General features: G+C 39.8%; 20 protein-coding genes. 11 read left to right on the top strand and 9 right to left on the bottom strand.

The window, feature by feature from the left end; all coding sequences use genetic code 11:
• Positions 1-8: 8 nt before the first annotated feature.
• Together H8B21_RS15760 and H8B21_RS15755 are read left to right on the top strand one after the other, a co-directional pair.
• Positions 9-629, top strand: a complete 621-nt coding sequence (locus H8B21_RS15760; RefSeq protein ID WP_190314690.1) for a hypothetical protein — start codon at positions 9-11, stop codon at positions 627-629.
• A 390-nt stretch (positions 630-1,019) separates the two neighbouring features.
• Positions 1,020-1,748, top strand: a complete 729-nt coding sequence (locus H8B21_RS15755; RefSeq protein ID WP_190314689.1) for a LytTR family DNA-binding domain-containing protein — start codon at positions 1,020-1,022, stop codon at positions 1,746-1,748.
• A gap of 145 nt (positions 1,749-1,893) precedes the next feature.
• Here the strand turns inward: H8B21_RS15755 and H8B21_RS15750 are convergent, their stop codons facing one another.
• The 5 genes from H8B21_RS15750 to H8B21_RS15730 all read right to left on the bottom strand — a co-directional run bounded on the left by H8B21_RS15750 (position 1,894) and on the right by H8B21_RS15730 (position 8,218).
• Entirely contained in the window at positions 1,894-2,373 is a 480-nt protein-coding gene (locus tag H8B21_RS15750; protein ID WP_190314688.1) for an META domain-containing protein, read from the bottom strand.
• A gap of 146 nt (positions 2,374-2,519) precedes the next feature.
• Positions 2,520-3,170, bottom strand: a complete 651-nt coding sequence (gene pdeM / locus H8B21_RS15745; RefSeq protein ID WP_190314687.1) for a ligase-associated DNA damage response endonuclease PdeM — start codon at positions 3,168-3,170, stop codon at positions 2,520-2,522.
• On the bottom strand, positions 3,167-5,629 hold the full coding sequence (locus tag H8B21_RS15740) for a ligase-associated DNA damage response DEXH box helicase (protein WP_223815072.1): 2,463 nt from the start codon (positions 5,627-5,629) through the stop codon (positions 3,167-3,169). The genes pdeM and H8B21_RS15740 overlap by 4 nt, the downstream gene beginning before the upstream one ends.
• 1 nt (position 5,630) lies before the next feature.
• The gene (locus H8B21_RS15735; protein ID WP_190314686.1) at positions 5,631-7,211 is read right to left on the bottom strand and encodes an ATP-dependent DNA ligase; all 1,581 of its coding nucleotides are present in this window, start codon (positions 7,209-7,211) and stop codon (positions 5,631-5,633) included.
• A complete protein-coding gene (locus H8B21_RS15730) occupies positions 7,208-8,218 on the bottom strand; it encodes a ligase-associated DNA damage response exonuclease (protein WP_223815071.1) in 1,011 nt (336 codons plus the stop codon). Before H8B21_RS15730 ends, H8B21_RS15735 begins: the two co-directional genes overlap by 4 nt.
• Before the next feature lie 66 nt (positions 8,219-8,284).
• Here H8B21_RS15730 and H8B21_RS15725 point away from each other — a divergent pair, with 66 nt between their 5' ends.
• Positions 8,285-9,541, top strand: a complete 1,257-nt coding sequence (locus tag H8B21_RS15725) for a putative DNA modification/repair radical SAM protein (RefSeq protein ID WP_190314685.1) — start codon at positions 8,285-8,287, stop codon at positions 9,539-9,541.
• Between the two features lies 1 nt (position 9,542).
• Positions 9,543-10,304 carry a TIGR03915 family putative DNA repair protein gene (locus H8B21_RS15720; RefSeq protein ID WP_190314684.1) on the top strand — a complete coding sequence of 254 codons (762 nt, stop codon included), beginning with the start codon at positions 9,543-9,545 and terminating at the stop codon, positions 10,302-10,304.
• Positions 10,305-10,326: 22 nt separating this feature from the next.
• Here H8B21_RS15720 and H8B21_RS15715 read toward each other — a convergent pair whose 3' ends face one another.
• On the bottom strand, positions 10,327-11,658 hold the full coding sequence (locus tag H8B21_RS15715; protein ID WP_223815070.1) for a glycoside hydrolase family 28 protein: 1,332 nt from the start codon (positions 11,656-11,658) through the stop codon (positions 10,327-10,329).
• Between the two features lie 55 nt (positions 11,659-11,713).
• On the opposite strand from H8B21_RS15715, the gene H8B21_RS15710 reads away from it, so the two are divergent.
• From H8B21_RS15710 to rpmA, 6 genes are all read left to right on the top strand, one after another.
• Entirely contained in the window at positions 11,714-11,929 is a 216-nt protein-coding gene (locus H8B21_RS15710; RefSeq protein ID WP_190314683.1) for a hypothetical protein, read from the top strand.
• 178 nt (positions 11,930-12,107) lie between these two features.
• Positions 12,108-13,076: a YihY/virulence factor BrkB family protein gene (locus H8B21_RS15705; RefSeq protein ID WP_190314682.1), complete on the top strand. Its 969-nt coding sequence runs from the start codon at positions 12,108-12,110 to the stop codon at positions 13,074-13,076.
• Between the two features lie 40 nt (positions 13,077-13,116).
• Positions 13,117-13,404: a hypothetical protein gene (locus tag H8B21_RS15700; protein ID WP_190314681.1), complete on the top strand. Its 288-nt coding sequence runs from the start codon at positions 13,117-13,119 to the stop codon at positions 13,402-13,404.
• A gap of 105 nt (positions 13,405-13,509) precedes the next feature.
• Positions 13,510-15,420 (top strand): amidophosphoribosyltransferase, encoded by a 1,911-nt coding sequence (locus H8B21_RS15695; RefSeq protein WP_190314680.1) that lies wholly within the window; start codon positions 13,510-13,512, stop codon positions 15,418-15,420.
• 136 nt (positions 15,421-15,556) lie between these two features.
• Positions 15,557-15,868 carry a 50S ribosomal protein L21 gene (gene rplU, locus H8B21_RS15690; RefSeq protein ID WP_165295783.1) on the top strand — a complete coding sequence of 104 codons (312 nt, stop codon included), beginning with the start codon at positions 15,557-15,559 and terminating at the stop codon, positions 15,866-15,868.
• Between the two features lie 80 nt (positions 15,869-15,948).
• The gene (gene rpmA, locus H8B21_RS15685) at positions 15,949-16,215 is read left to right on the top strand and encodes a 50S ribosomal protein L27 (protein ID WP_130139574.1); all 267 of its coding nucleotides are present in this window, start codon (positions 15,949-15,951) and stop codon (positions 16,213-16,215) included.
• Between the two features lie 147 nt (positions 16,216-16,362).
• Here the strand turns inward: rpmA and queA are convergent, their stop codons facing one another.
• Positions 16,363-17,412, bottom strand: coding sequence for a tRNA preQ1(34) S-adenosylmethionine ribosyltransferase-isomerase QueA (queA, locus tag H8B21_RS15680; protein WP_190314679.1), 1,050 nt, complete (start codon positions 17,410-17,412; stop codon positions 16,363-16,365).
• A gap of 249 nt (positions 17,413-17,661) precedes the next feature.
• On the opposite strand from queA, the gene H8B21_RS15675 reads away from it, so the two are divergent.
• Positions 17,662-18,909: an ABC transporter permease gene (locus tag H8B21_RS15675; RefSeq protein WP_190314678.1), complete on the top strand. Its 1,248-nt coding sequence runs from the start codon at positions 17,662-17,664 to the stop codon at positions 18,907-18,909.
• A 7-nt stretch (positions 18,910-18,916) separates the two neighbouring features.
• Here the strand turns inward: H8B21_RS15675 and H8B21_RS15670 are convergent, their stop codons facing one another.
• Positions 18,917-19,894 (bottom strand): helix-turn-helix transcriptional regulator, encoded by a 978-nt coding sequence (locus H8B21_RS15670; RefSeq protein WP_190314677.1) that lies wholly within the window; start codon positions 19,892-19,894, stop codon positions 18,917-18,919.
• Positions 19,878-20,711: a heme ABC transporter ATP-binding protein gene (locus tag H8B21_RS15665; protein WP_190314676.1), complete on the bottom strand. Its 834-nt coding sequence runs from the start codon at positions 20,709-20,711 to the stop codon at positions 19,878-19,880. Before H8B21_RS15665 ends, H8B21_RS15670 begins: the two co-directional genes overlap by 17 nt.
• Positions 20,712-20,730: the final 19 nt, after the last annotated feature.

The raw sequence follows: 20,730 nt of genomic DNA, 5'->3' as shown, positions 1-20,730 counted from the left end.
AATATCAGATGAAATTAAATACTTTATTCGTTGTTGGTATATGTGCGAGCACATTGTTGGTGTCTTGTAATCCGAAGACTGCGCAAGAAAGACAATTAAGCTTAACACATACAACGTTGATTGACGGTGACGCCTACCAGTTTTTCCAACTTGTAGGTTCCAAAGTAGTATATGAAAATGATTACGCCGCTTATGCAGCAGGCGTAGCAAGTTCTTCGCCAGCAAAGCAACTCGCTGCGAAAGCTCAGGAAGTATATAGTTCACTGATTCCAGGATTGGATAGCTTAGCTATCGCAAAACAAGTTGATTTTCCAATAAAAGGGGGCGCGAAATACGAGGTGTCGGCAGAAGCAGAGACCGCGGTGGAGCGAGAATTCGTGGCAGGGAATCGTGTTGATTCAACTGAGGTAGAAGACTTCGAGACAGATCATGTGACTGCTGCATCATATTCAGATGACGCGTACATCCATCATGTACAACATGAAGCGGCTGTTGTGAAAGATCAGCTTCAACGGATGACCCGTAGCACGGATAAAGAAGTACGGACATTTGCATTGGCAAACGTGGAAAAAGTAGCCGAATTGTTTGCTCTTGCGGGAGGCAAGGAAGATGCGCATGCTCATCACTAAAACACTGTTTTTAACTTTATCTCAAATAATGAAAGGGAATGTAGCAAACTACATTCCTTTTTTTATTAAAGATACCTTGATTTTTTGTAAAAGCTTTCTAGATTATGTATATTCGTTTTCTACCGAAATAAATTGTCATTAAACTAACCGTGTATGCACTCGTTATTATTTAAAAAATTTTTCAAAAAACATTTATTATGGTGGCCGTTAATAAGGGCTAGTTTTTATATCTTTTATTTTGTCGTTATTCAAATAATCAATAGTATGGAATGGACTTATGACCGTTTCAAAGTTAATATACTGATTTTTATAACTGCAATATTCATAATCGAAGTAAGCTTGCGCTGCTTTCGACTATTTTTTTATAAAAAACGTTATTTAAAAGCCGTTTTGATATGCAGTATAAATTATAGCGCCATCGCTTTAATTGGATATTATGTACTGCATAGTAGTGATAACTTCGTGGCGAGGGAAATATGGAATCGTGAGGTGGACGCTTCGTGGACTATTTTTTTGTTGAACTTTAGCCAGTTCTATGGAGCATTTTTTAAATATGCTGTCATCCTATTTCTCGTAGAACACATGTTATTTTTGCTTAGGGTGATCTCATTTCGTACCGGCAAAAATTCAGTACGCCCATCGGAAATGGAACCGATGTTATCGGATAGGCGTTCACAAATAGCTAATCCTACTGAACTAAAAGAAAAAGATTTAGTTTCGTCATCGCTAGCTCGGAAAAGCGATTTACAGGAATTTGATAATAACAGTCATATATTACCTATTAAAGCGCGTTCAATCACATATATGCTAAATATATTTAAAATTGTGTATCTGGAAGTGTGTAATGAGATTACAACTGTATATCAGTTAGACGGTTCACACTTTAAGGTCAACATTCCACTATCCAAATTTTGTGAATGGCTGCCTGAGAGTAGATTTATGCGGGTACACGAGAGTAGGGTGGTTGCTTTACCCTATATTATTAAGGAGAAGGGTGATTGTTTATATATGCTTGGATATGAGAATCTGGGTTTGAAACTAGGAAGATCCGAAAAGTATCTAGGGAAATATAAAGAATGGAAAGAAAATACGCGCTCAAAGTGGGACGACAACAAGTAAAGCTTTCTGTAAAGAGGCAAGGAACAAAAAAAAGGTTTTCAAACGGGGAGAATGAAAACCTTTAGCTAACCAATTATAAACCTAAATTATGATGATGCAAATATAGTGTATTTTGAACACTAAGTGCAAATTTTTTTTAAAAAAATTATTCGTCAGCTTTCACCAATGTAGCTAGAACTTCATTGTCACCTTTGCTAAACGTCAGTACATCACCGTTGACGTTGTAATATTGAGCGTCCCGTAACACTTCGATGAACCGTGTTTCTATATCCAGATTTGGGCAAGCCATTTGTGTGGCTGTGATATCAGAGATGGTGATAGCGTTGTTTTCTTTGAATTCAACGTGTCCGCCCATACCGTTACAACCCGCATTGCCGGAAACTTTACTATCTTCATGGAAGATAAGGTGGGGTTTCTGCTGAAACGTTGTGTCTAATGTAATCGGACTTCCGTTTAATTCAGTAAGTCTCCAGTTTTTGCCGTATAAGTCGTTAACGGAACTTGACTCAACGGATGGGTTTTCCACCTGATGGTCTTCCTTGTTTTCTTCGGAATTTCTGTTGGTTGTGTTATTGCACCCTACAACTACGCAGGCCAGTGCAATAGAATAAAATAGTTTCTTCATGTTTTTTTGATTCTCCTTTTTTGATGTTAGCTATTTAAAAAAAATCGACTGTTTGTCCATTTTTTTGTGAATTATTTTTTGCATTGGTAATATAACCACGTTAATTTCATATTGTTTTGCATATGTTAAAAAAATGGACGACGAAGCTACTGAACACAAAAGATATCGTGCTCATGAAAGGCATAACGGATGGCGTTGTCTGGCGCTGATTTCGTGTCGAAACCGGTAAATAGACTAAAAGCAGGTAATATAATTTGTTGTGTCGAGACGACAAAGCATGGAAAGGTAATTGTCCTTTTTGTAGGCATTCGCATGCTGATGCCCGGATGTACATGTCCGCTGATGGTGTGAGTGTTGGGAAGGGGAGAAGCTTGGTGTGTAAAATAAATGTTGTCCAAATGCCAATCTTGATGGGTTTCGCGAATACCCATTTTGTTCCATTTCTCGTCTGCGAAACGATCATGGTTTCCTTTGATTAAAACAAATTTGATATGAGGAAACTTAACAATAGACTGCTGTAACAAACTAACCTCCGCGTTAGCACCGGCATGAATTAAATCACCTACGATAATGACTTGTTTAACGGGGAAATATTGTATCAATTGTTCCAGACGTTGCAAATCCTGCAACGTTACCTGTGTGGGAAGGGCAATACCATTTTTTCTAAAATGTGCCGCTTTACCCAAGTGCAAATCAGAAAGAATAAGCGCGCTATGTTCTTTCCAAAATAACACACGTTGGTTTGTCAATGTCAATGATGTATCGGAAAAGGATATGTCTTGCGTAATAATATTCATCGTTTTCTTCTGGGAGATTTCCAATTGCTCTGCTGCAGTCGTTGAATACGGCTTGTCAGATCTTCACTTGATAAGGATTGCCGTAAACTATCTACTTTGATCGGAAAGCTCAATGGTGTAAACCCAGTTGCAAATTTATAAATGATTTTGCTATGATGTATCCGTTCAAATGCAGCTACCAATCGCGGCTCTTCCAATTGTTGATTGAATACTTCCGCGTACGCTTGGCGCAGCAGTAGATTCTGTGGATCATGTTCTTCCAAAACTTGAAAAATAATGCCTGAAGAAGCTTGTAAAGACTTGTTGTTTTGTTGCTTTCCGTGTAGGTTTTGAACCACCATACCCGAAATGACGGCAATATCCCGAAACTTCCGCTTCGCCATTTCTGTAGCGTTAATGCTGCTGATTACTTCTTCCATCAAATGTTCCCGACTGAGAATTTTTTTTAGTTGAGATTCATCTATTGCAATTTCTGAATCAGAAAATAATTCGAATCCGTAATCGTTCATTGCCATAGAAAAACTTATCGGAATCAACAGACTAATGCGGTAGGCGATCAAGCTCGCCATAACTTCATGTACCAACCTCCCTTCAAATGGGTACATAAAAAGATGGTACCCTTCTTTGGTATGAATAGACTCCACCAAAAATTCGTCTTCTGCAGGAATATGCGAATGTTCATTTTGTCGTGCGACCAAAGGATGTAAGAATTGCAGTTCTTTTTCACGGCTATCGGGATGTCTGGCACTTGCCAATTTTTGTCGTAAGAACTGGCTTAAATTAGAACTCAATGGTAAGCGGCCACCTAGCCAACTTGGTGTAAAAGCTCGGCCTGAAGAGCTCCGAACATATGCCGTCATCTCTTTCACGCGAATAAGTTCGAGCACGCGGCCAGCTAGAACAAATTTATCACCGCTATGCAGTCTCGAAATAAAATATTCCTCTACCATGCCGATGTAGCCTCCAGAAAGAAATTTGACCCGCATCATCGCGTCGCTTACGATAACGCCCATATTCATGCGATGTAGCATAGCAATGCGTCTTTTCTCCACCACCAACATACCGTCTTCCTTAGGTGTAACTTTATGAAACTCTTCATAATTCTTGCCGATAGCGCCCCCCTGCGTGATGAAAAAGATACACCAGTCCCATTCCTCCTCAGTTATCTCCTGAAATGCGAACGTGTTTTTGATAACCGGGTAGAGGTCCTTTGCTTTAAAGCCGCCTCCTAAAGCGATGGTAACCAGAAATTGAACCAATACGTCAAACGTAAGTACCATCGGATCCCGGTTTTCGATGGTTTGTGTTTTGACAGCCTCTTTTAAGGCGGCCACTTCAATCAATTCCAGCGAATGTGTGGGAACAAAATAGATTTTGGATAGTTCGTGAGGAGAATGCCCGCTACGCCCCGCACGCTGCATAAAGCGCGCGACGCCTTTACTAGAGCCAACTTGTACAACGGTATCCACGGGTTTAAAATCTACGCCCAAATCGAGAGAAGAAGTGGCCACAACAGCTTTTAGTCTTCCTTCACTCAAGGCTTCCTCTATCCATTGTCGGATTTGGCTGTCAATAGAACTGTGATGTAACGCAATTTGTCCGGCAAAATCGGGATGTGCTTCCAACAACAGTTGATACCACATCTCACTTTGGCTTCGAGTATTGGTGAAAACTAATGTTGATTTACTTTCCAAAATAATAGGTACAACCTCCTCGGCTAACTTGCCACCCAAGTGTCCTGCCCACGGCAATACCTCCACTTCTGTCGGAAATACAGGAATAATGGCAATCTTCTTTTTCTCACGAGCAACAATTTTTACTTTTTTCTGCGCAGTAGGTATGAGCACCTCCATGGCTTCGTCGAGATTGCCAATAGTAGCCGTGATGCCCCATATCCGAAGATTTTGGTGTTGATATTTTAAAAACCCTAACGCTAATTCTACCATCACACCTCGCTTTGTCCCGAGTAATTCATGCCACTCGTCGACGGCTATGCATTGCAAAGTGTTGAAGAAATGTTGGCGGCCTTTTTGTGCCAATAACAAATGCAGGCTTTCGGGTGTCACCAATAATACATCGGGCATCTGCCGGCTTTGCCGTTGCTTTATCTTGATGTCCGTATCACCATTCCGAACCTCTACTACCCAGTCCAAGCCGATCTCATCAATGGCTTCCTGCATCGCTCGGGCTAAATCTTTTGCCAACGAACGTAAAGGGGTAATCCATAATAATTTTAACCCTTTTTGATAACGGGAAGGGTTATTCATAAAATCGATCAATACCGCAAGAAAAATGGAGAAGGTTTTCCCAAATCCGGTAGGAGCGACCACCATGCCACTATAACCATTACTATATTTCTTCCATGCTTTTTCCTGAAAGCTAAAAGGTGTATTGCCTTTTTGCTGCATCCAGTCCGTGATAATGGTATAGCCTTCGGTATGTTGCCTGTTATTTTTCAAATCAATGAATCATTTTTTTGATTTCTTCGATATCATCGATATCTGCAACCGTTTTGTCTGTTCGCCACCGTGCTATTCGAGGAAAACGTAAAGCCACGCCCGATTTATGTCGATTGCTAAAAGCAATACCCTCAAAAGCGATTTCAAATACTAGTTCGGGTTTAACTGTTCGTACCGGGCCAAATTTTTCGATGGCGTTTTTGTTGACAAAACGACTAACCTCTTTTATTTCCTTGTCTGTCAGCCCAGAATAAGCTTTCGCAATAGTGACTAAATTCTCACCATCCCTCACGGCAAAGGTATAATCCGTATAATAGGCACTTCGTCGCCCGCTTCCCTTTTGGGCATAAATTAAGACAGCGTCAATCGTTAATGGATCAATTTTCCATTTCCACCAATCGCCTTTCTTCCGTCCGGTATGATAAAGAGATGCTTTGTGTTTTAACATGATGCCTTCACTATTGATGGAACGGGCGTTTTCCCGAATTGCTTGTAACACTTCCCAGTCATCAATAGTGATAACCGTGGATAACTGCAAGTGAGGAGACGGATTAAGAAGGAATAGCGATTCCAATTGTTGCCTTCTTTCCAACATACTTTTGTGTCGCCAGTCTTCGCCTTCCCACTCGATGAGGTCGTAGGCGTACACTTGGATAGGAAATTCCTCCAATAACTTTTTGCTAATCGTTTTCCGGTTTAATCGTTTCTGTAACGCCGAAAAATTCATCACTTCCTGTTCTTTCACGACTAGGATTTCGCCGTCGATGACAAAATTTCCCTGCCACTGTAGCAAAATATCTCTTATTTCCGGAAATTGATCAGTAACTAGTTCCTCACCACGAGACCATATGAACACCTCATCATTTCGTTTGATAAACTGTCCGCGGATACCATCCCACTTATATTCTATTTGCCAATCTTGCACGTCGCCCAGTTCATTCAATTCTTTTTCCAACGGGTAGGCCAGACAAAAAGGGTAGGGTTTGGAAAGTTGTGTATCGGTATAATGGCCTTTTATGAGATCATCAAATGTCACGTCGCCCATTTTCCAGTCGCCCATAACGCTATGTGCCACTGCACTGGCGTCCATCTGATAATGTTTCGCCAAAGCATTGATAAGCGTTTTGGAAGAGACACCCAGTCGGAAACTGCCACCTAATAATTTATTGAAAATAAAACGTTCGGTGGTAGGAAGATTATTCCACGCCAGCAGGACAAATTCTTTTTTTTCAGCTTCAGTCCTGTCTTTCAATGCGATAATCCTATTCATCCATTCCGTTAACGTTCGATCGATGTAATGTGGCGATTGTGGTAAAACCAACGCAATAGTTTCACCCAAATCGCCTACCGAAGCATAAGATTCTTGGAATAACCATTCGGGAATTGCAGCAACTTCGATCGCCCATTGTTTCATCAATGCGGTGTTGACATTGCGTTTCGGGCGTTTCCCGGTAAAGAGGGCAAGAAACCATAATTTATCATCATTGTCGGCTTCGTGGAGAAAACGGTCGATAGCTTCCAATTTTAAATTGGTTTTGTTAGTGCTGTCCAAGGTATTAATTAAAGTGGCAAAGGCTCTCATAACTTACTTGCTTTTGTTTCTTCAACTTCTTCCTCTTCATTTCCAAACGCTGTCTTAACCTCTTCTGCTGATATCCCGATTTCATTCAGATATTTAGTAAAAACAGCTGTTTGTCCATGTGTTATATATATTTTTTCAGCTTCCGTCGTCTTTATAGCATCCAAAAGCCCATGCCAATCTGCATGGTCACTTATGGCAAAACCTGCATCAGCGCTCCGCCAACGGCGGGATCCTCGTACTTGCATCCACCCCGAGCAAATAGCGTTTGCCATATTAGGTATTTTATTGATTATTTTGGAGTCCGCTAAGGCAGGTGGAACAATGACAATCCCCTTATCTACATGCTTGATATCTTCCTGGAAATTGATAATATGATAGGCCGGGAGCTTAACACCCGCACTTTCATAAGCTTCATTTAGTTTGCCAATGGAATAATGTACGTGTAGAGGAGAGATTCCTGAAAGTGCTTTCATGATACGTTGGGCTTTACCCAGCGAATAACCAATAAAAACAGATGTTTTACCGTTTGCTTGGTTCTGTAATACCCAATTTTGCATTTGCTGATTTTGTTGTTCCACCGATAACCAATTATAGATAGGGAGTCCGAAAGTGCTTTCGGATACAAATTCATGGCATTTGATAGGCTCGAAAGGGGTAGATAGACCATCGTTTTGTATTTTATAATCTCCAGAAACAACAGATACTTTACCTTTATATTCCATTCTGATTTGAGCAGAACCTACAATATGTCCAGCCGGATGCAACGATACTTTGACGTCATTGATATAAAGCGACTCGTTATAGGAAACACCTTGTACAGCAATATCATTCCCAATACGACTTTTTAATATAGGTACCGTAAAATGATGGCATAAGTACTTTTTCATACCCCAACGTGCGTGATCGGCATGACCATGGGTTACTACAGCAAAGTCTACCGGTTGCCATGGATCGATGTAGAAATTGCCCGGTATACAATAGATACCTTCCTGTCTAAATTGTAGCATATTAATAAATAACCAAATTTCTGTCGTTATGTTTTTAGCTAAAAAAATTAGTATTTTTGTTTTGTTATGCAGCGGATTGAAGAAAAACTGAAGATATTGGCGGATGCCGCCAAATATGATGTGAGTTGTAGTTCTAGCGGAAGTACGAGAAAGAATAAAGGAGGGATCGGCGATGCTTCGGCATCCGGCATCTGCCATACTTATACCGAAGACGGACGATGTGTTTCATTGCTAAAGATTCTATTGACCAATCATTGTATCTATGATTGTGCTTTCTGTGTAAGCCGTAAAAGCAATGATGTGAAAAGAGCCGCTTTTACCGTGGAAGAGGTGGTAGATCTTACGATGAATTTTTACCGTAGAAACTATATTGAAGGACTTTTTCTAAGTTCCGGTATCTTCAAAAATGCTGACTTTACGATGGAACGCATGTTGCGGATTGTGAAAAAGTTGCGACAAGAAGAACGATATAATGGTTATATCCATCTCAAAACGATTCCCGGTGCGAGCGAGGAATTAATAAAGGAAGCTGGATTATATGTAGATCGGATGAGCATCAACCTGGAACTACCAACAGAAGCAGGGCTTAAGTTGGTGGCTCCCGAGAAAGACCATGAATCGGTAAGAAAACCTTTGGCGTTTGTAAATGAACAGATGAAATCTTTTAAGGAAGAAAAGAAACTCATAAAACATACACCGATTTTTGTACCCGCCGGTCAAAGTACGCAAATGGTGATTGGCGCAACGCCTGAAAATGATTTTGAAATCATGCAAGTTGCCGATGATTTCTATAAGAACTATAATCTGAAGCGGGTTTATTATAGTGGTTATATTCCGATAAATAATGGAAATTCGTTGTTACCTCAAATTGGCTCAGCGCCACCTTTGGTTCGTGAAAATCGTTTGTATCAAACAGATTGGTTATTACGCTTCTACGGCTTTCGGCTCGACGAAATTTTAAATCCCCAACATATACATCTGGATCTGGATATAGACCCTAAGTTAAGTTGGGCATTACGTAATCCTCATTTTTTTCCGGTGGATGTGAATACAGCCGACTTTAACGCCATTATTCGTATACCGGGGATTGGCCGTCAGTCGGCGGTAAAGATTGTACAAGCACGGAAGTTTGGTAGATTGTATACTTATCAACTCCAAAAGATGGGCATTGCCTACAACCGTGCGAAATATTTTTTGCAATGCGTGGACACTCCTTTTATATTGGGAAACCCGAGTATGGAGCATGTTCGGAATGCTATTTTGAGTGAAAGTAGCAGCGGTAATCGACGACAGACCGTTACTGGACAATTAACGTTATTTTAATATGTATTATCTGTTTGACGGGACGTACCTTGGCTTTTTATCGTGTGTATTTGAAAGCTTTGAGAGAAAGGAATTTAATATTATTCCGTTAATGCAGGAAGATTATCAAATAGCTCTATTTGCGGAGTCGAGGACAATCGTGACAGATAATCGGAAAGCATTACGGGTTCAGAAAGGTTTACAGGCACGTATCGGAAAAGTAGAAGCGACGGATTTTTATCGGGCATTCCTTTCGGAAGACCGGAAAGCTTGGCTGGCCTCTTTTTTTATCTTGCACCAAATCTTTTGCGGTCGGACAAATATACGGCAACATTATGGTGACGAGCATGTGTTGTACTTTTCACAGATATTAAAAAAGGTGAGCCGCGAACGTCATCGTATGAAAGCGTTTATCCGTTTTAGTAAAAGTTCGGATGGCTTGTTCTTTGCAGTGGTCGAACCGGATTTTAACGTATTGCCTTTAATTTCGGACTTTTTCCGAAAGCGATATGCGGATATGCCCTGGCTCATTTATGATATGAAACGAAAGTATGGCTTGCTATTCGACACGCGACAGGTAGGAGAGGTACAGCTTAGCCCAGAAGAAGTACAAGATGCCACGATGCCTTCAATTACTATTGAAATGGACGAACGTGATGAACTTTTCCAGCGCCTTTGGAAATTATACTATACCAGCACCAATATTGAAGCACGAAAAAACATGAAGTTACACCTCCAACATGTTCCTAGACGATACTGGAAGTATCTCGTGGAGAAGAAATAACGGCTAGTCTACGATAAACGCACTATTGCACATGGGATGGTACTTTGACCTCGTCTCCTATAATAAGATTATTAAATACAATGTTTTTGGCATTGGTGAAACTGACAGCTGTCTTGGCCGTATCTATCTGGATATTCGAAAAATGTATGTCGCTCACTTTTTTGGTTGGATAGCCTTGAATCACTAAGGCCGCGTTGTGCACTTTATTGCAACGCAGACCATCGACGAAGATATCCCTTATATCTGTTTCGTGACCCGATCCTTCCCCGTGATAATAAGATGTAATGAAGAAACAGTCCTCTACCTCACCAAATTCAACGTTATTGACATAAATATCGCGGATAAAACCACCCCGGTCGGGGTTTGATTTCAGATAAATACCACGTTTGCAATATCCACCGAACGTGCAATCCTCTACAAAAACATTTTGTACTCCAGCGGACATTTCGCTTCCGATGACGACACCATGTAAACCCTTGAAGCGACAATTACGGATGATAATGTTTTCAGACGTAATTCCAGTTTTTCTACCTTCATGATCCCGGCCGGCTTTAATAGCCACATTGTCGTCGGCATTATTAAAATCAATATCTTCAATTAAAATATTCTTGGAATATTCCGGGTCGAATCCATCATTGTTTTTATTGAAGGCATCAAACTTCACCCTTCTGGCTGTAATATTTTCCGATTTTAATAGATGAACACACCAAAATGGTGAGTTAGCTAACGTAACATCTTCTATCAAGATATTTTTACATTCGAAAAACTGGACGAGATGAGGTCTTAAATAATGCCCTGCTCCAAATACACGTTCTTTTATCGGTGTATCTTCGTGATTCATTTTTCGACTTAGCGTTTGACTTGGTTTTTGCTTTGCATGCCACGTGCTGAATGTGTCCTTTGCATTCCCGTCAATTATACCTTCTCCAATAATCGCGACATTCTCCGCTTGATAGGCATAAATAAAAGGACTGTAGTTATACAGAAATGTTCCCTCCCAACTGGTTAATACAACTGGTAGATAGTCGTCTGGATTTGAACCAAAAACTAATTTCGCTCCTTTTTGTAAGTCGAGCGTGACATTACTTGTTAAATGAATAGGGCCATTTACCAAATAGATCCCGGGTGAAACTACAATTCTTCCACCACCTAATGCTTTGCATTTTTCTAATGCCTTGTCAAAAGCGGGTTTATTATCGGTCAATGAATCACCTGATGCGGCGAAATCATTTAAGTTAATTATATTGGTGGATAAGGGAGGTGCCGTAATTGTTTTTAAAATTTGATCTCGCTTTTGTATTCTTGATTGATTTTCTTTTGCGTTATTATTACAGGAGGAAATTATCAACATCATTATAGTGAAAAAAGAAAGGTTCCTAAACATAGGCTTTGGATTATTTGAAACTGCCATGTCAAAAGTAACATTTCTTATCCGATTTACAGGCAAGTGGCATGAGGAATTAAAATTTGTGCCTTTGATTATACATTGTATTTATAAAAAATATAACCCCTCCCAAAAACAGAACCGCTCCTGCGATAATAATAACTGGGCCAAGTGGGTCGTGGATGAAGATCCAAGCCAACCGCATGCACATACCACCGATAAGGATAGCAAATCCCGCTAAGATCAGTTTTTTATTTCTTTTTAACGGATGTCCTTGTCGTTTCATGTTCTATAAGAACAATATAGACGATAAATTGTTGCAAGATTAGTGTTCAGTACGATGCGGTTTATGAAGTTTTTTAAACTTTTGGAAAGCCGAGTCGTTTATTAATTAAATGTAGATACTTAGTTTATAGCGTATGGCAAAGGATAAAGAAAATATTTTTAAATCCCATTTTACTATTTTAAAGAATACGGTATTGGGATTTACGAGTGAAGATAGTTTGAAGTACAGTGCTTCATTGGCGTATTATACCGTCTTTTCATTAGGGCCTATTTTGGTGTTGATGATTTCGCTTGCTGGAATTTTCTTAGGCGAAGAGGCTATCCAAGGAAAGGTTTTTGAAGAACTGCGTGGGTTCGTGGGAGCAAGTGCAGCCAGTCAGATTCAAGAGGTTATTAGGAATTTGTCGCTTTCTGGGAAATCAAATATAGCATTGATTATCAGCGCGGTAACATTGTTGCTGGGAGCAACGACAGTCTTTGGCGATATCCAGAACTCCATTAACAAAATTTGGCATGTACGTCCGAAGGTAAAAAAAGGTTGGCTGAAGATGCTCAAAGATAGACTGCTGTCTTCTTCGTTGGTTATTGGGCTTGGTTTTCTATTAGTGGTTACGTTGATTATTAATGGAACTATTCTGGCATTTACGGATCGCTTACAGCGATTTTTTCCTGACGCTACGGTGATCTTGTTTAGTGGGCTTAATTTTTTCTTATCATTTTGTGTCATCTTTGTTTTGTTCGCCGTGATTTTCAAAGTATTGCCGGATGTTAATATACAATGGCGTACCGTGAGATCGGGCGCACTGTTTACGGCGCTGCTTTTTGTGTTTGGGCGTTTCTTGATTGGTATTTATATTGAAAGCTCAGACACAGAATCTACATATGGAGCAGCTAGTTCGATAGTGCTGATTTTACTATGGGTTTACTATACGGCAGCTATCTTATATCTAGGTGCTATCTATACGCGCGAGTATGCTACATATAAAGGCGTACCGATAGAACCTTCAGAATTTGCTGTACATATCGAGGTAAAAGAAATCGAACGAGAAGTGGATGAGATTCCTCCAGCACCTTTAACCAACGAAGAGAAAAATGTTGAGTAAAAGATAAATTATTGGTCAAAACGAATAAAATCATATCATTATGCAAGATTCAAGAAAACATAGATCCGAAGAAGAAGATAAGGATCTGCCTGGGTATCCCCATTACCCCGAAAATGAAGACATCTTTGAGCAGGAAGAGCGAATTTTAAGTGATCGGGTGGGACAGGAAGAAGAGGAAAGGGAACGTTCGCTAGATGAAGGGCTAGATGTGCCCGGATCCGAATTGGATGACGCCCAAGAAGAAATAGGTTCAGAAGATGAGGAAAACAACTACTACAGTCTGGGTGGAGATAATCATGAAGATTTGGAGCAGGACGAGGATTTTTAGATATCTGTATTTTTTGTCATTTGTTCAGGTTTGTTATGATGTGAAGTATAAGAAGGAATAGTTTTTTTCCAAATAATTTTTACCTTTGCAGCATCAATTCAAGCTATGAGTGACGCAATAAAACATGAGTGCGGAATAGCACTTGTTCGATTACTAAAACCCCTGTCTTATTATCAAGAAAAATATGGTACGCCCTATTATGGCATCAACAAAATGTATCTTCTCATGGAGAAGCAGCATAATCGAGGCCAAGATGGAGCAGGCATAGCCACTATTAAGTTTGATGTACAGCCTGGTCATCGCTATATTTCCAGATATCGTGCGATGGGTTCATCGGCAGTAGCGGATATTTTTGAATATATACAGAAAAAATTCGCAGCGGTAAATAAGGCGTATCCGATAGAATCTAAAGATACGAAATGGCTCAAGCAACATGTAAGTTTTACTGGAGAAGTGCTATTAGGGCATTTACGTTATGGAACGCATGGTAAAAACAGTATCGAAAGTTGTCACCCATTCCTTCGGCAGAATAATTGGATGAGTCGGAATCTCGTCGTTGCGGGTAACTTCAACATGACGAATGTTGACGAACTGTTGCAACAGTTATACGAATTAGGACAACATCCAAAAGAGCAAGCAGACACGGTTACGGTGTTGGAGAAAATCGGACACTTTCTGGATGATGAAAATCAGGAGCTGTTCGATAAATTCAAAGAAGAAGGATATTCTAATATTGAAATAAGTGCATTGATCGCTAAAAATCTCGATGTCGCCAAAATACTGACCCGTTCGGCGAAGACTTGGGATGGCGGTTATACTATTGCCGGAATTTTTGGACATGGAGATGCTTTCGTGATGCGTGACCCTGCAGGCATACGTCCGGCTTTTTATTATCAAGATGACGAAGTACTCGTTGTAACTTCTGAACGTCCGGTTATCCAAACGGCTTTTAATATACCGTTGGAAGCGGTTAAAGAGATTAAACCGGGACATGCCTTGATAGCTAAAAAAGATGGCACGATTACGGAAGAAATGTTCCGTCAGCCAGTAGAGCAGAAATCGTGTTCTTTTGAACGTATTTATTTCTCCAGAGGTTCGGATGCCGATATTTACAAAGAACGTAAGGAATTGGGTCGTCTATTGTGCCCCCAAGTGTTGAAAGCAGTAGATAATGATATCAAGAATACCGTGTTTTCGTTTATTCCAAATACAGCGGAAGTATCATATTACGGGATGATGGAGGGAATAAATACCTACGTACGAAACTATCAGAAAGACGTGTTGTTAAATCGTGCTGATAAGATTTCAGATCAAGAACTGGAAGAAATGATTAACATTACACCACGTTTCGAGAAGCTGAATGTTAAAGATGCCAAACTGCGTACATTTATTACACAGGATGCGGATCGTACGGATATGGTACAGCACGTTTATGATACCACTTATGGTATTGTGCAGAATGATGTTGACACCATTGTAGCTATCGATGATTCCATTGTGCGTGGAACGACGCTGAAGCAAAGTATCTTGACGATTTTAGATAGATTGCATCCGAAGAAAATTGTTATTGTTTCCTCTGCCCCTCAAATTCGTTATCCGGATTGTTACGGTATCGATATGTCGAGAATGGGTGAATTCGTAGCGTTTGAGGCAGCAATAAATTTGTTGAAAAGCAGTGGAATGGCGCATGTCATTGATGAAGTATACCAAAAATGTTTAGCTTCCTTAACAATGCCGAAAGATCAAGTGGAGAACTATGTGAAGGCTATTTACGAACCATTTACGGATGAAGAAATCTCTGCAGAGATCGCCAGGATTATTCGTCCACATCATCTAGGAGCAGAATTGGAAGTTGTCTATCAAACATTAGATAACTTACATAAAGCCTGTCCGAATCATTTGGGTGATTGGTACTTTTCGGGCGATTATCCGACACCGGGAGGAAACAAAGTGGTCAACAGGGCCTTTATGAATTGGGTAGAAGGTAAAAACGTACGGGCTTATTTTAGTAGCTAGTTCGAGAGTCGTGACTCATGATACTTTTATGAATTACTGATCACAAATCGCGATTTTTACTTTTTAATTTTAGCTTTTTAATTTGTTTTCATATCTTTGCAGCTTATTAAATATTAACAAATTATATTAAACAACAATGTACGCAATAGTAAATATAGCAGGACAGCAATTTAAGGTTGCAAAAGACCAGTATCTTTTTGTGCACCGTTTACAAGGAGATGAAGGCGCTAGTATTGAATTTGACAATGTATTGTTAGCGGAAGATGCCGGTAAATTCACGGTAGGTACACCTTCTATCGAAGGAGCAAAAGTTTCAGCTACGATTTTGTCTCATTTAAAAGGTGATAAAGTTATCGTTTTCAAAAAGAAACGTCGTAAAGGCTACAAAAAGAAAAACGGTCACCGTCAGCAATTTACCAAAATTCAAATTACAGGTATTAGCCTGTAAAGGGCAAGTAAAGGCAATATCGCTTTTGGTTTAGAAAAAGAATTTTTAATCTGACTTTACGTCATAAATTAAGATAAAAAATGGCACACAAAAAAGGTGCGGGTAGTTCTAAGAACGGCCGTGAGTCACACAGTAAGAGATTAGGCGTTAAAATTTTTGGTGGTCAACAAGCTATCGCCGGTAACATTATCGTTCGTCAGCGTGGTACAAAACACAACCCAGATAAAAATGTTGGTATAGGTAAAGATCATACCTTACATGCTTTGGTTGATGGTACCGTTGTTTTCCGCAAAAAAGCCGACAATAAATCTTATGTATCCGTAATTCCTGCGGAACAAGCAAACTAAGTTTATTGTAATACCGAAAAATTGGAAAGCCGTTGAGTGTACACTCAACGGCTTTTTTGTGTTGGAACTTAAGCCTTTTCCCAAGAAGACAAAAAAATAGAGACGTAATAACATTACGCCTCCTTGGTAAAAACAATATTATCGTGACTAGATAATCAACATCGCGTCACCATAAGAATAAAATCTATATTTTTCTTTCACGGCTACTTCATAAGCATTCATGACATTTTCATATCCGCCAAATGCTGCAATCATCACTAAAAGAGTCGACTCTGGTGTATGGAAGTTTGTGATCATCGAATTTGCTATGCTAAAATCATAAGGCGGATAGATGAACTTACTCGTCCAATCGTTTGCTGCTTTAAGGTGCTTGTCTGCCGAAACAGATGATTCAATAGCACGCATAGATGTCGTTCCGACTGCACAGACACGCCTTTTTTCGTCGATACCCTTATTCACCGTGCGGGCAGCGTCCTCACTGATAATGAATTGTTCGGAGTCCATCTTGTGCTTGGTGAGATCTTCCACTTCTACTGTACGGAAAGTTCCCAACCCCACATGTAGCGTCACTTCTGCAAATTCAACTCCTTTTAATTCCAGTCGTTTCATCAATTCACGTGAGAAATGGAGTCCAGCAGTAGGTGCAGCGACAGCTCCCTCGTTTTTGGCGTAAATTGTTTGATAACGGAATTTATCTTCTGGTGTTGCTTTGCGTTTTATATATTTTGGAAGCGGGGTTTCACCTAAAATTTCAATATTGCGGCGAAATTCTTCATCAGTACCGTCAAAAAGAAAACGAATGGTACGGCCACGTGAAGTAGTATTGTCTACGACCTCAGCAACCAATAGATCTTCCTCACCAAAATATAGCTTGTTGCCTACGCGTATTTTACGTGCAGGGTCAACCAATACGTCCCACAAGCGTAATTCTTTGTTTAATTCTCTTAACAAGAACACTTCAATCGTCGCTCCAGTTTTTTCCTTATTCCCATACATACGGGCAGGAAATACTTTGGTATTATTCAAAATCATGACGTCTTTGTCGTCGAAATAATCCAATACGTCCTTGAAAATTTTGTGTTCTATCTTTCCTGAATCACGATGTAAAACCATTAGACGTGATTCATCACGCTGTTCTGATGGTTCAGTTGCTAACAATGATTCCGGTAAATTGAATTTAAACTGTGATAATTTCATCTAATTACTTTTTTTCCATTTGTTGATGAGAGCTCGATGTAAATAACGATTGTTGTGTGTTATCGTTATTATTTACATCTCGGTTTCATTTTCTACTTCGATATATTTTGTTCTGTTTGAAACCTTAACAATTCAGTTTGGTTTAGGTTTCAAAAATGCTTACAAAGTTAAGTATAATAAAACGAAAAAATGCATTTTTGTACGGTATAACTTGTTTCACGAAAAAAATCTTTACTTTTATCAGCATATATGTTTTTGACCCTTACGCTTATCAAAGAAAGCTTTTTATTTGCGCTATCTGCATTACGGGATAATCGCACTCGTACGCTATTGTCTTTGTTGGGTGTAACCATTGGAATCATGACTATTATTGGAGTCTTTTCTGCTGTGGACACTTTGAGAAATAACCTGGAGGAATCCGTTCGTAAAATAGGAAGCCGAACGCTATATGTGGAGAAGTGGCCGTGGGGAGGTGGAGGAGAATATCCTTGGTGGAAATATATTAATCGTCCGGAGCCTAAATACGCAGATTTTGAGTCAGTGAAAAATAGAATGACGACGGCAGAAGAAGTAGCCTATTCTATTAATATCGCTAATTCCACAGCCAAATATGGAAATAATTCAGCTTCGAACATTAACGTGACCGCCGTTACGCACGAAATGTATTCGATTAGGAATCTGGACGTGATAGATGGGCGTTATTTTACAGAGCAGGAGTCGCGTGCTGGTAGTCACAGTGTTATTTTAGGAGCTACCATTGCAGAAGGGTTATTTCCCAATACCACTCCTGTTGGTAAATACATTACCTTGCTAGGACGAAAAATGCAGGTAATTGGTGTATTGAAGAGAGAAGGTTCGGGTGTACTTATCAACGTATCCAATGATGAGGTAGCGTATATACCGTTCACATTGGCGCGTAATCTGGTGAACTACGAACACTACGGACCTAGTATAGCAATTGAGGTTAAACGGCAATATTCCTTGGACGAAGCCGAAAGTGAGCTGATTGGCATTATGCGATCTGCACGTCGTCTCCCTCCTCAACGTGAAGACAATTTTTCGGTTAATCAAACAACCCTTATTACTGCACAACTTGACCAGATGTTTGGTATTATTAACCTCGCTGGATTTTTCATCGGTATCTTTTCCATACTTGTCGGAGGTTTTGGAATTGCGAACATTATGTTTGTAAGTGTAAAAGAACGTACGAACCTTATCGGTATACAAAAGGCGTTAGGAGCAAAACAGTTCTTTATTCTATCACAATTCCTAATCGAAAGTATTTTGTTATGCCTTATTGGTGGTGGAATTGGGCTATTGATTGTCTATGGCCTTGCTGCTTTGGTTGGTGTCTTAACAAGTGTAACTATTGTTGTTAGTGTAAAAATGGTGATATTGACCACAGTACTATCTACGCTTATTGGTTTGATTGCGGGTATCGTGCCAGCTATCCAGGCTGCGAAACTTGATCCCGTAGAAGCTATTCGCAGTAAATAGCCCGAATTTATCCTTTTCCGGTCTTTACTTCACCAGGGGAAATACCATAATATTTCTTAAAAGCACTGCTAAAATTATTTTGATGTCCGTAACCTGTGCGTATGGCAACTTCGTATACAGATATTTTTTCTTCCAGCAGCAACACACGGGCAGTTTCCATGCGGATTCGCGTAAGATAATCGTGTACAGTTACTGAAAAATACTCCTTGAAATCCTTTCTTAATTTGCTCTCGCTCATAAAGACTTCCTGTGCTAATTCTTTTTGATTGGGCGGATTGGCCATGCGTTGTTCGAGTATCTGCCGGGCCAGTTCTAACTTTTTAACATTATCCTCATCATACAGTGATGAAGAACCCTTATTATCGTTTTTTTCGTTATACTGTTCGAATTGATACATAAGTAGTTCCACAATACGTGACTCGGTATGTAATCTGCGAATCTCTCCAGTTTTTTTGGAATCTACGAGCTCTCTAATCGTTTGTTGCATTTCATAAGTTGCTATTTGGTCTTCTTCAGCAAAAGAGGTATAATTACCTTTCTCAATTTGCTCAACAAAGTGTCTGTGCAACAAAGAGTCTTTTTTTATTAGATTGAGATAATATTCCTTTGATATAACAGCAATAAAGTATGTGTATTCTATACCGGCTTTGACCTCATGGCTGTTTTTTATGGTTGGTATATAACGAATATTGTGGCGGCTCATGCCGTATGGAAGCTTACTATTGGGCGTCTTGAAAAAGATAAATTGACTGGTAATAGCTTCTCCTTCAATCTCGGTGTAAATATGGGCAGGCTGATCCGCTTGCATATTCGTATATAGAATGAAAAGTCCACTTGTTGATAACTGGAAGTTGTTCATGACGATAGGACTCCTGACAATTTCTTCTCGTTGTTCCACGAGCGGCTTATCTGGCAAATATTGATCTGGAATTTCCTCTATAAAGAGCCATTCATCTAATTCTATGATTTTACTTTTTATCAACATAAGTTTTAATCGTCTGAATATTAAAAAACTGGGGATCGACACGCATTTCTTTAAAAATGATATGTGGTTTTAACGAATGGTTATCTATATTTATCAACGATTCGACTGAAAAGATGGTGTAAATGTTTTTACTGTTCAGTACTTCGTTCGGTGTACCATCCAACCATTTACGACCGTTTTTTAGCATAATGATGCGATCAGCATATAAAGATGCCATGTTAACGTCGTGCAAAATGACCAGTACCATAAAACCTAGACGAGATAAATTTTTTGCAATAGAGAGAACCTTTTGTTGGTAATGTAAATCTAATGCAGAAATAGGTTCGTCTAATAAGAGTAGTGCATCGGGGTTGTCCCATAATTGACTGAGTACACGGGCCAATTGCACACGTTGTTGTTCGCCGCCGGATAGGCTGAGGTACACGCGGTCGGCAAAATCGGTGATGCCGCAGATCGCCATAGTTTCTTCTACAATTTTCCAATCTCTTGTCGAAGGAGACGACTGGAAATGTGGATAACGCCCCATAATAACCAGTTCCTTTACTGTATAAGCCATGTTAATAGCGTGCTGTTGGCTTAGCATGGCACGACTACGCGCCAACGTTTTACCGTCATATTTATCGATGCGTTTATCGAGCAGCATTATACTGCCGGATGTTGGTTTTAACTCGCCGGAAATAAGTCGCATCAAGGTCGATTTTCCAGCTCCGTTTGCACCCAACAAGGCTACTACCTCTCCTTTACGTACCTGAAGGGATATATCCTTCAGCACGCGATGACCTTTTATTTCATATGATAATTGTTCTATACGTAGCATCAAACTTAGCAATAGTTGT

This window comes from Sphingobacterium chuzhouense, assembly GCF_014692525.1.
In the GTDB taxonomy this organism is placed as follows: domain Bacteria; phylum Bacteroidota; class Bacteroidia; order Sphingobacteriales; family Sphingobacteriaceae; genus Sphingobacterium; species Sphingobacterium chuzhouense.
This window is presented reverse-complemented; position numbering and strand designations above follow the sequence as displayed.

Bases quoted from the DNA above. Each gene is read 5' to 3' on its own strand.
- H8B21_RS15735 (WP_190314686.1), bottom strand. From the start codon at position 7,211: ATGAGAGCCTTTGCCACTTTAATTAATACCTTGGACAGCACTAACAAA.
- H8B21_RS15695 (WP_190314680.1), top strand. From the start codon at position 13,510: ATGAGTGACGCAATAAAACATGAGTGCGGAATAGCACTTGTTCGATTA.
- H8B21_RS15665 (WP_190314676.1), bottom strand. From the start codon at position 20,711: ATGCTACGTATAGAACAATTATCATATGAAATAAAAGGTCATCGCGTG.
- pdeM (WP_190314687.1), bottom strand. From the start codon at position 3,170: ATGAATATTATTACGCAAGACATATCCTTTTCCGATACATCATTGACA.
- H8B21_RS15710 (WP_190314683.1), top strand. From the start codon at position 11,714: ATGTCAAAAGTAACATTTCTTATCCGATTTACAGGCAAGTGGCATGAG.
- H8B21_RS15675 (WP_190314678.1), top strand. From the start codon at position 17,662: ATGTTTTTGACCCTTACGCTTATCAAAGAAAGCTTTTTATTTGCGCTA.
- queA (WP_190314679.1), bottom strand. From the start codon at position 17,412: ATGAAATTATCACAGTTTAAATTCAATTTACCGGAATCATTGTTAGCA.
- H8B21_RS15670 (WP_190314677.1), bottom strand. From the start codon at position 19,894: ATGTTGATAAAAAGTAAAATCATAGAATTAGATGAATGGCTCTTTATA.
- H8B21_RS15750 (WP_190314688.1), bottom strand. From the start codon at position 2,373: ATGAAGAAACTATTTTATTCTATTGCACTGGCCTGCGTAGTTGTAGGG.
- H8B21_RS15760 (WP_190314690.1), top strand. From the start codon at position 9: ATGAAATTAAATACTTTATTCGTTGTTGGTATATGTGCGAGCACATTG.
- H8B21_RS15700 (WP_190314681.1), top strand. From the start codon at position 13,117: ATGCAAGATTCAAGAAAACATAGATCCGAAGAAGAAGATAAGGATCTG.
- rpmA (WP_130139574.1), top strand. From the start codon at position 15,949: ATGGCACACAAAAAAGGTGCGGGTAGTTCTAAGAACGGCCGTGAGTCA.
- H8B21_RS15715 (WP_223815070.1), bottom strand. From the start codon at position 11,658: ATGATGTTGATAATTTCCTCCTGTAATAATAACGCAAAAGAAAATCAA.
- H8B21_RS15725 (WP_190314685.1), top strand. From the start codon at position 8,285: ATGCAGCGGATTGAAGAAAAACTGAAGATATTGGCGGATGCCGCCAAA.
- rplU (WP_165295783.1), top strand. From the start codon at position 15,557: ATGTACGCAATAGTAAATATAGCAGGACAGCAATTTAAGGTTGCAAAA.
- H8B21_RS15720 (WP_190314684.1), top strand. From the start codon at position 9,543: ATGTATTATCTGTTTGACGGGACGTACCTTGGCTTTTTATCGTGTGTA.
- H8B21_RS15705 (WP_190314682.1), top strand. From the start codon at position 12,108: ATGGCAAAGGATAAAGAAAATATTTTTAAATCCCATTTTACTATTTTA.
- H8B21_RS15730 (WP_223815071.1), bottom strand. From the start codon at position 8,218: ATGCTACAATTTAGACAGGAAGGTATCTATTGTATACCGGGCAATTTC.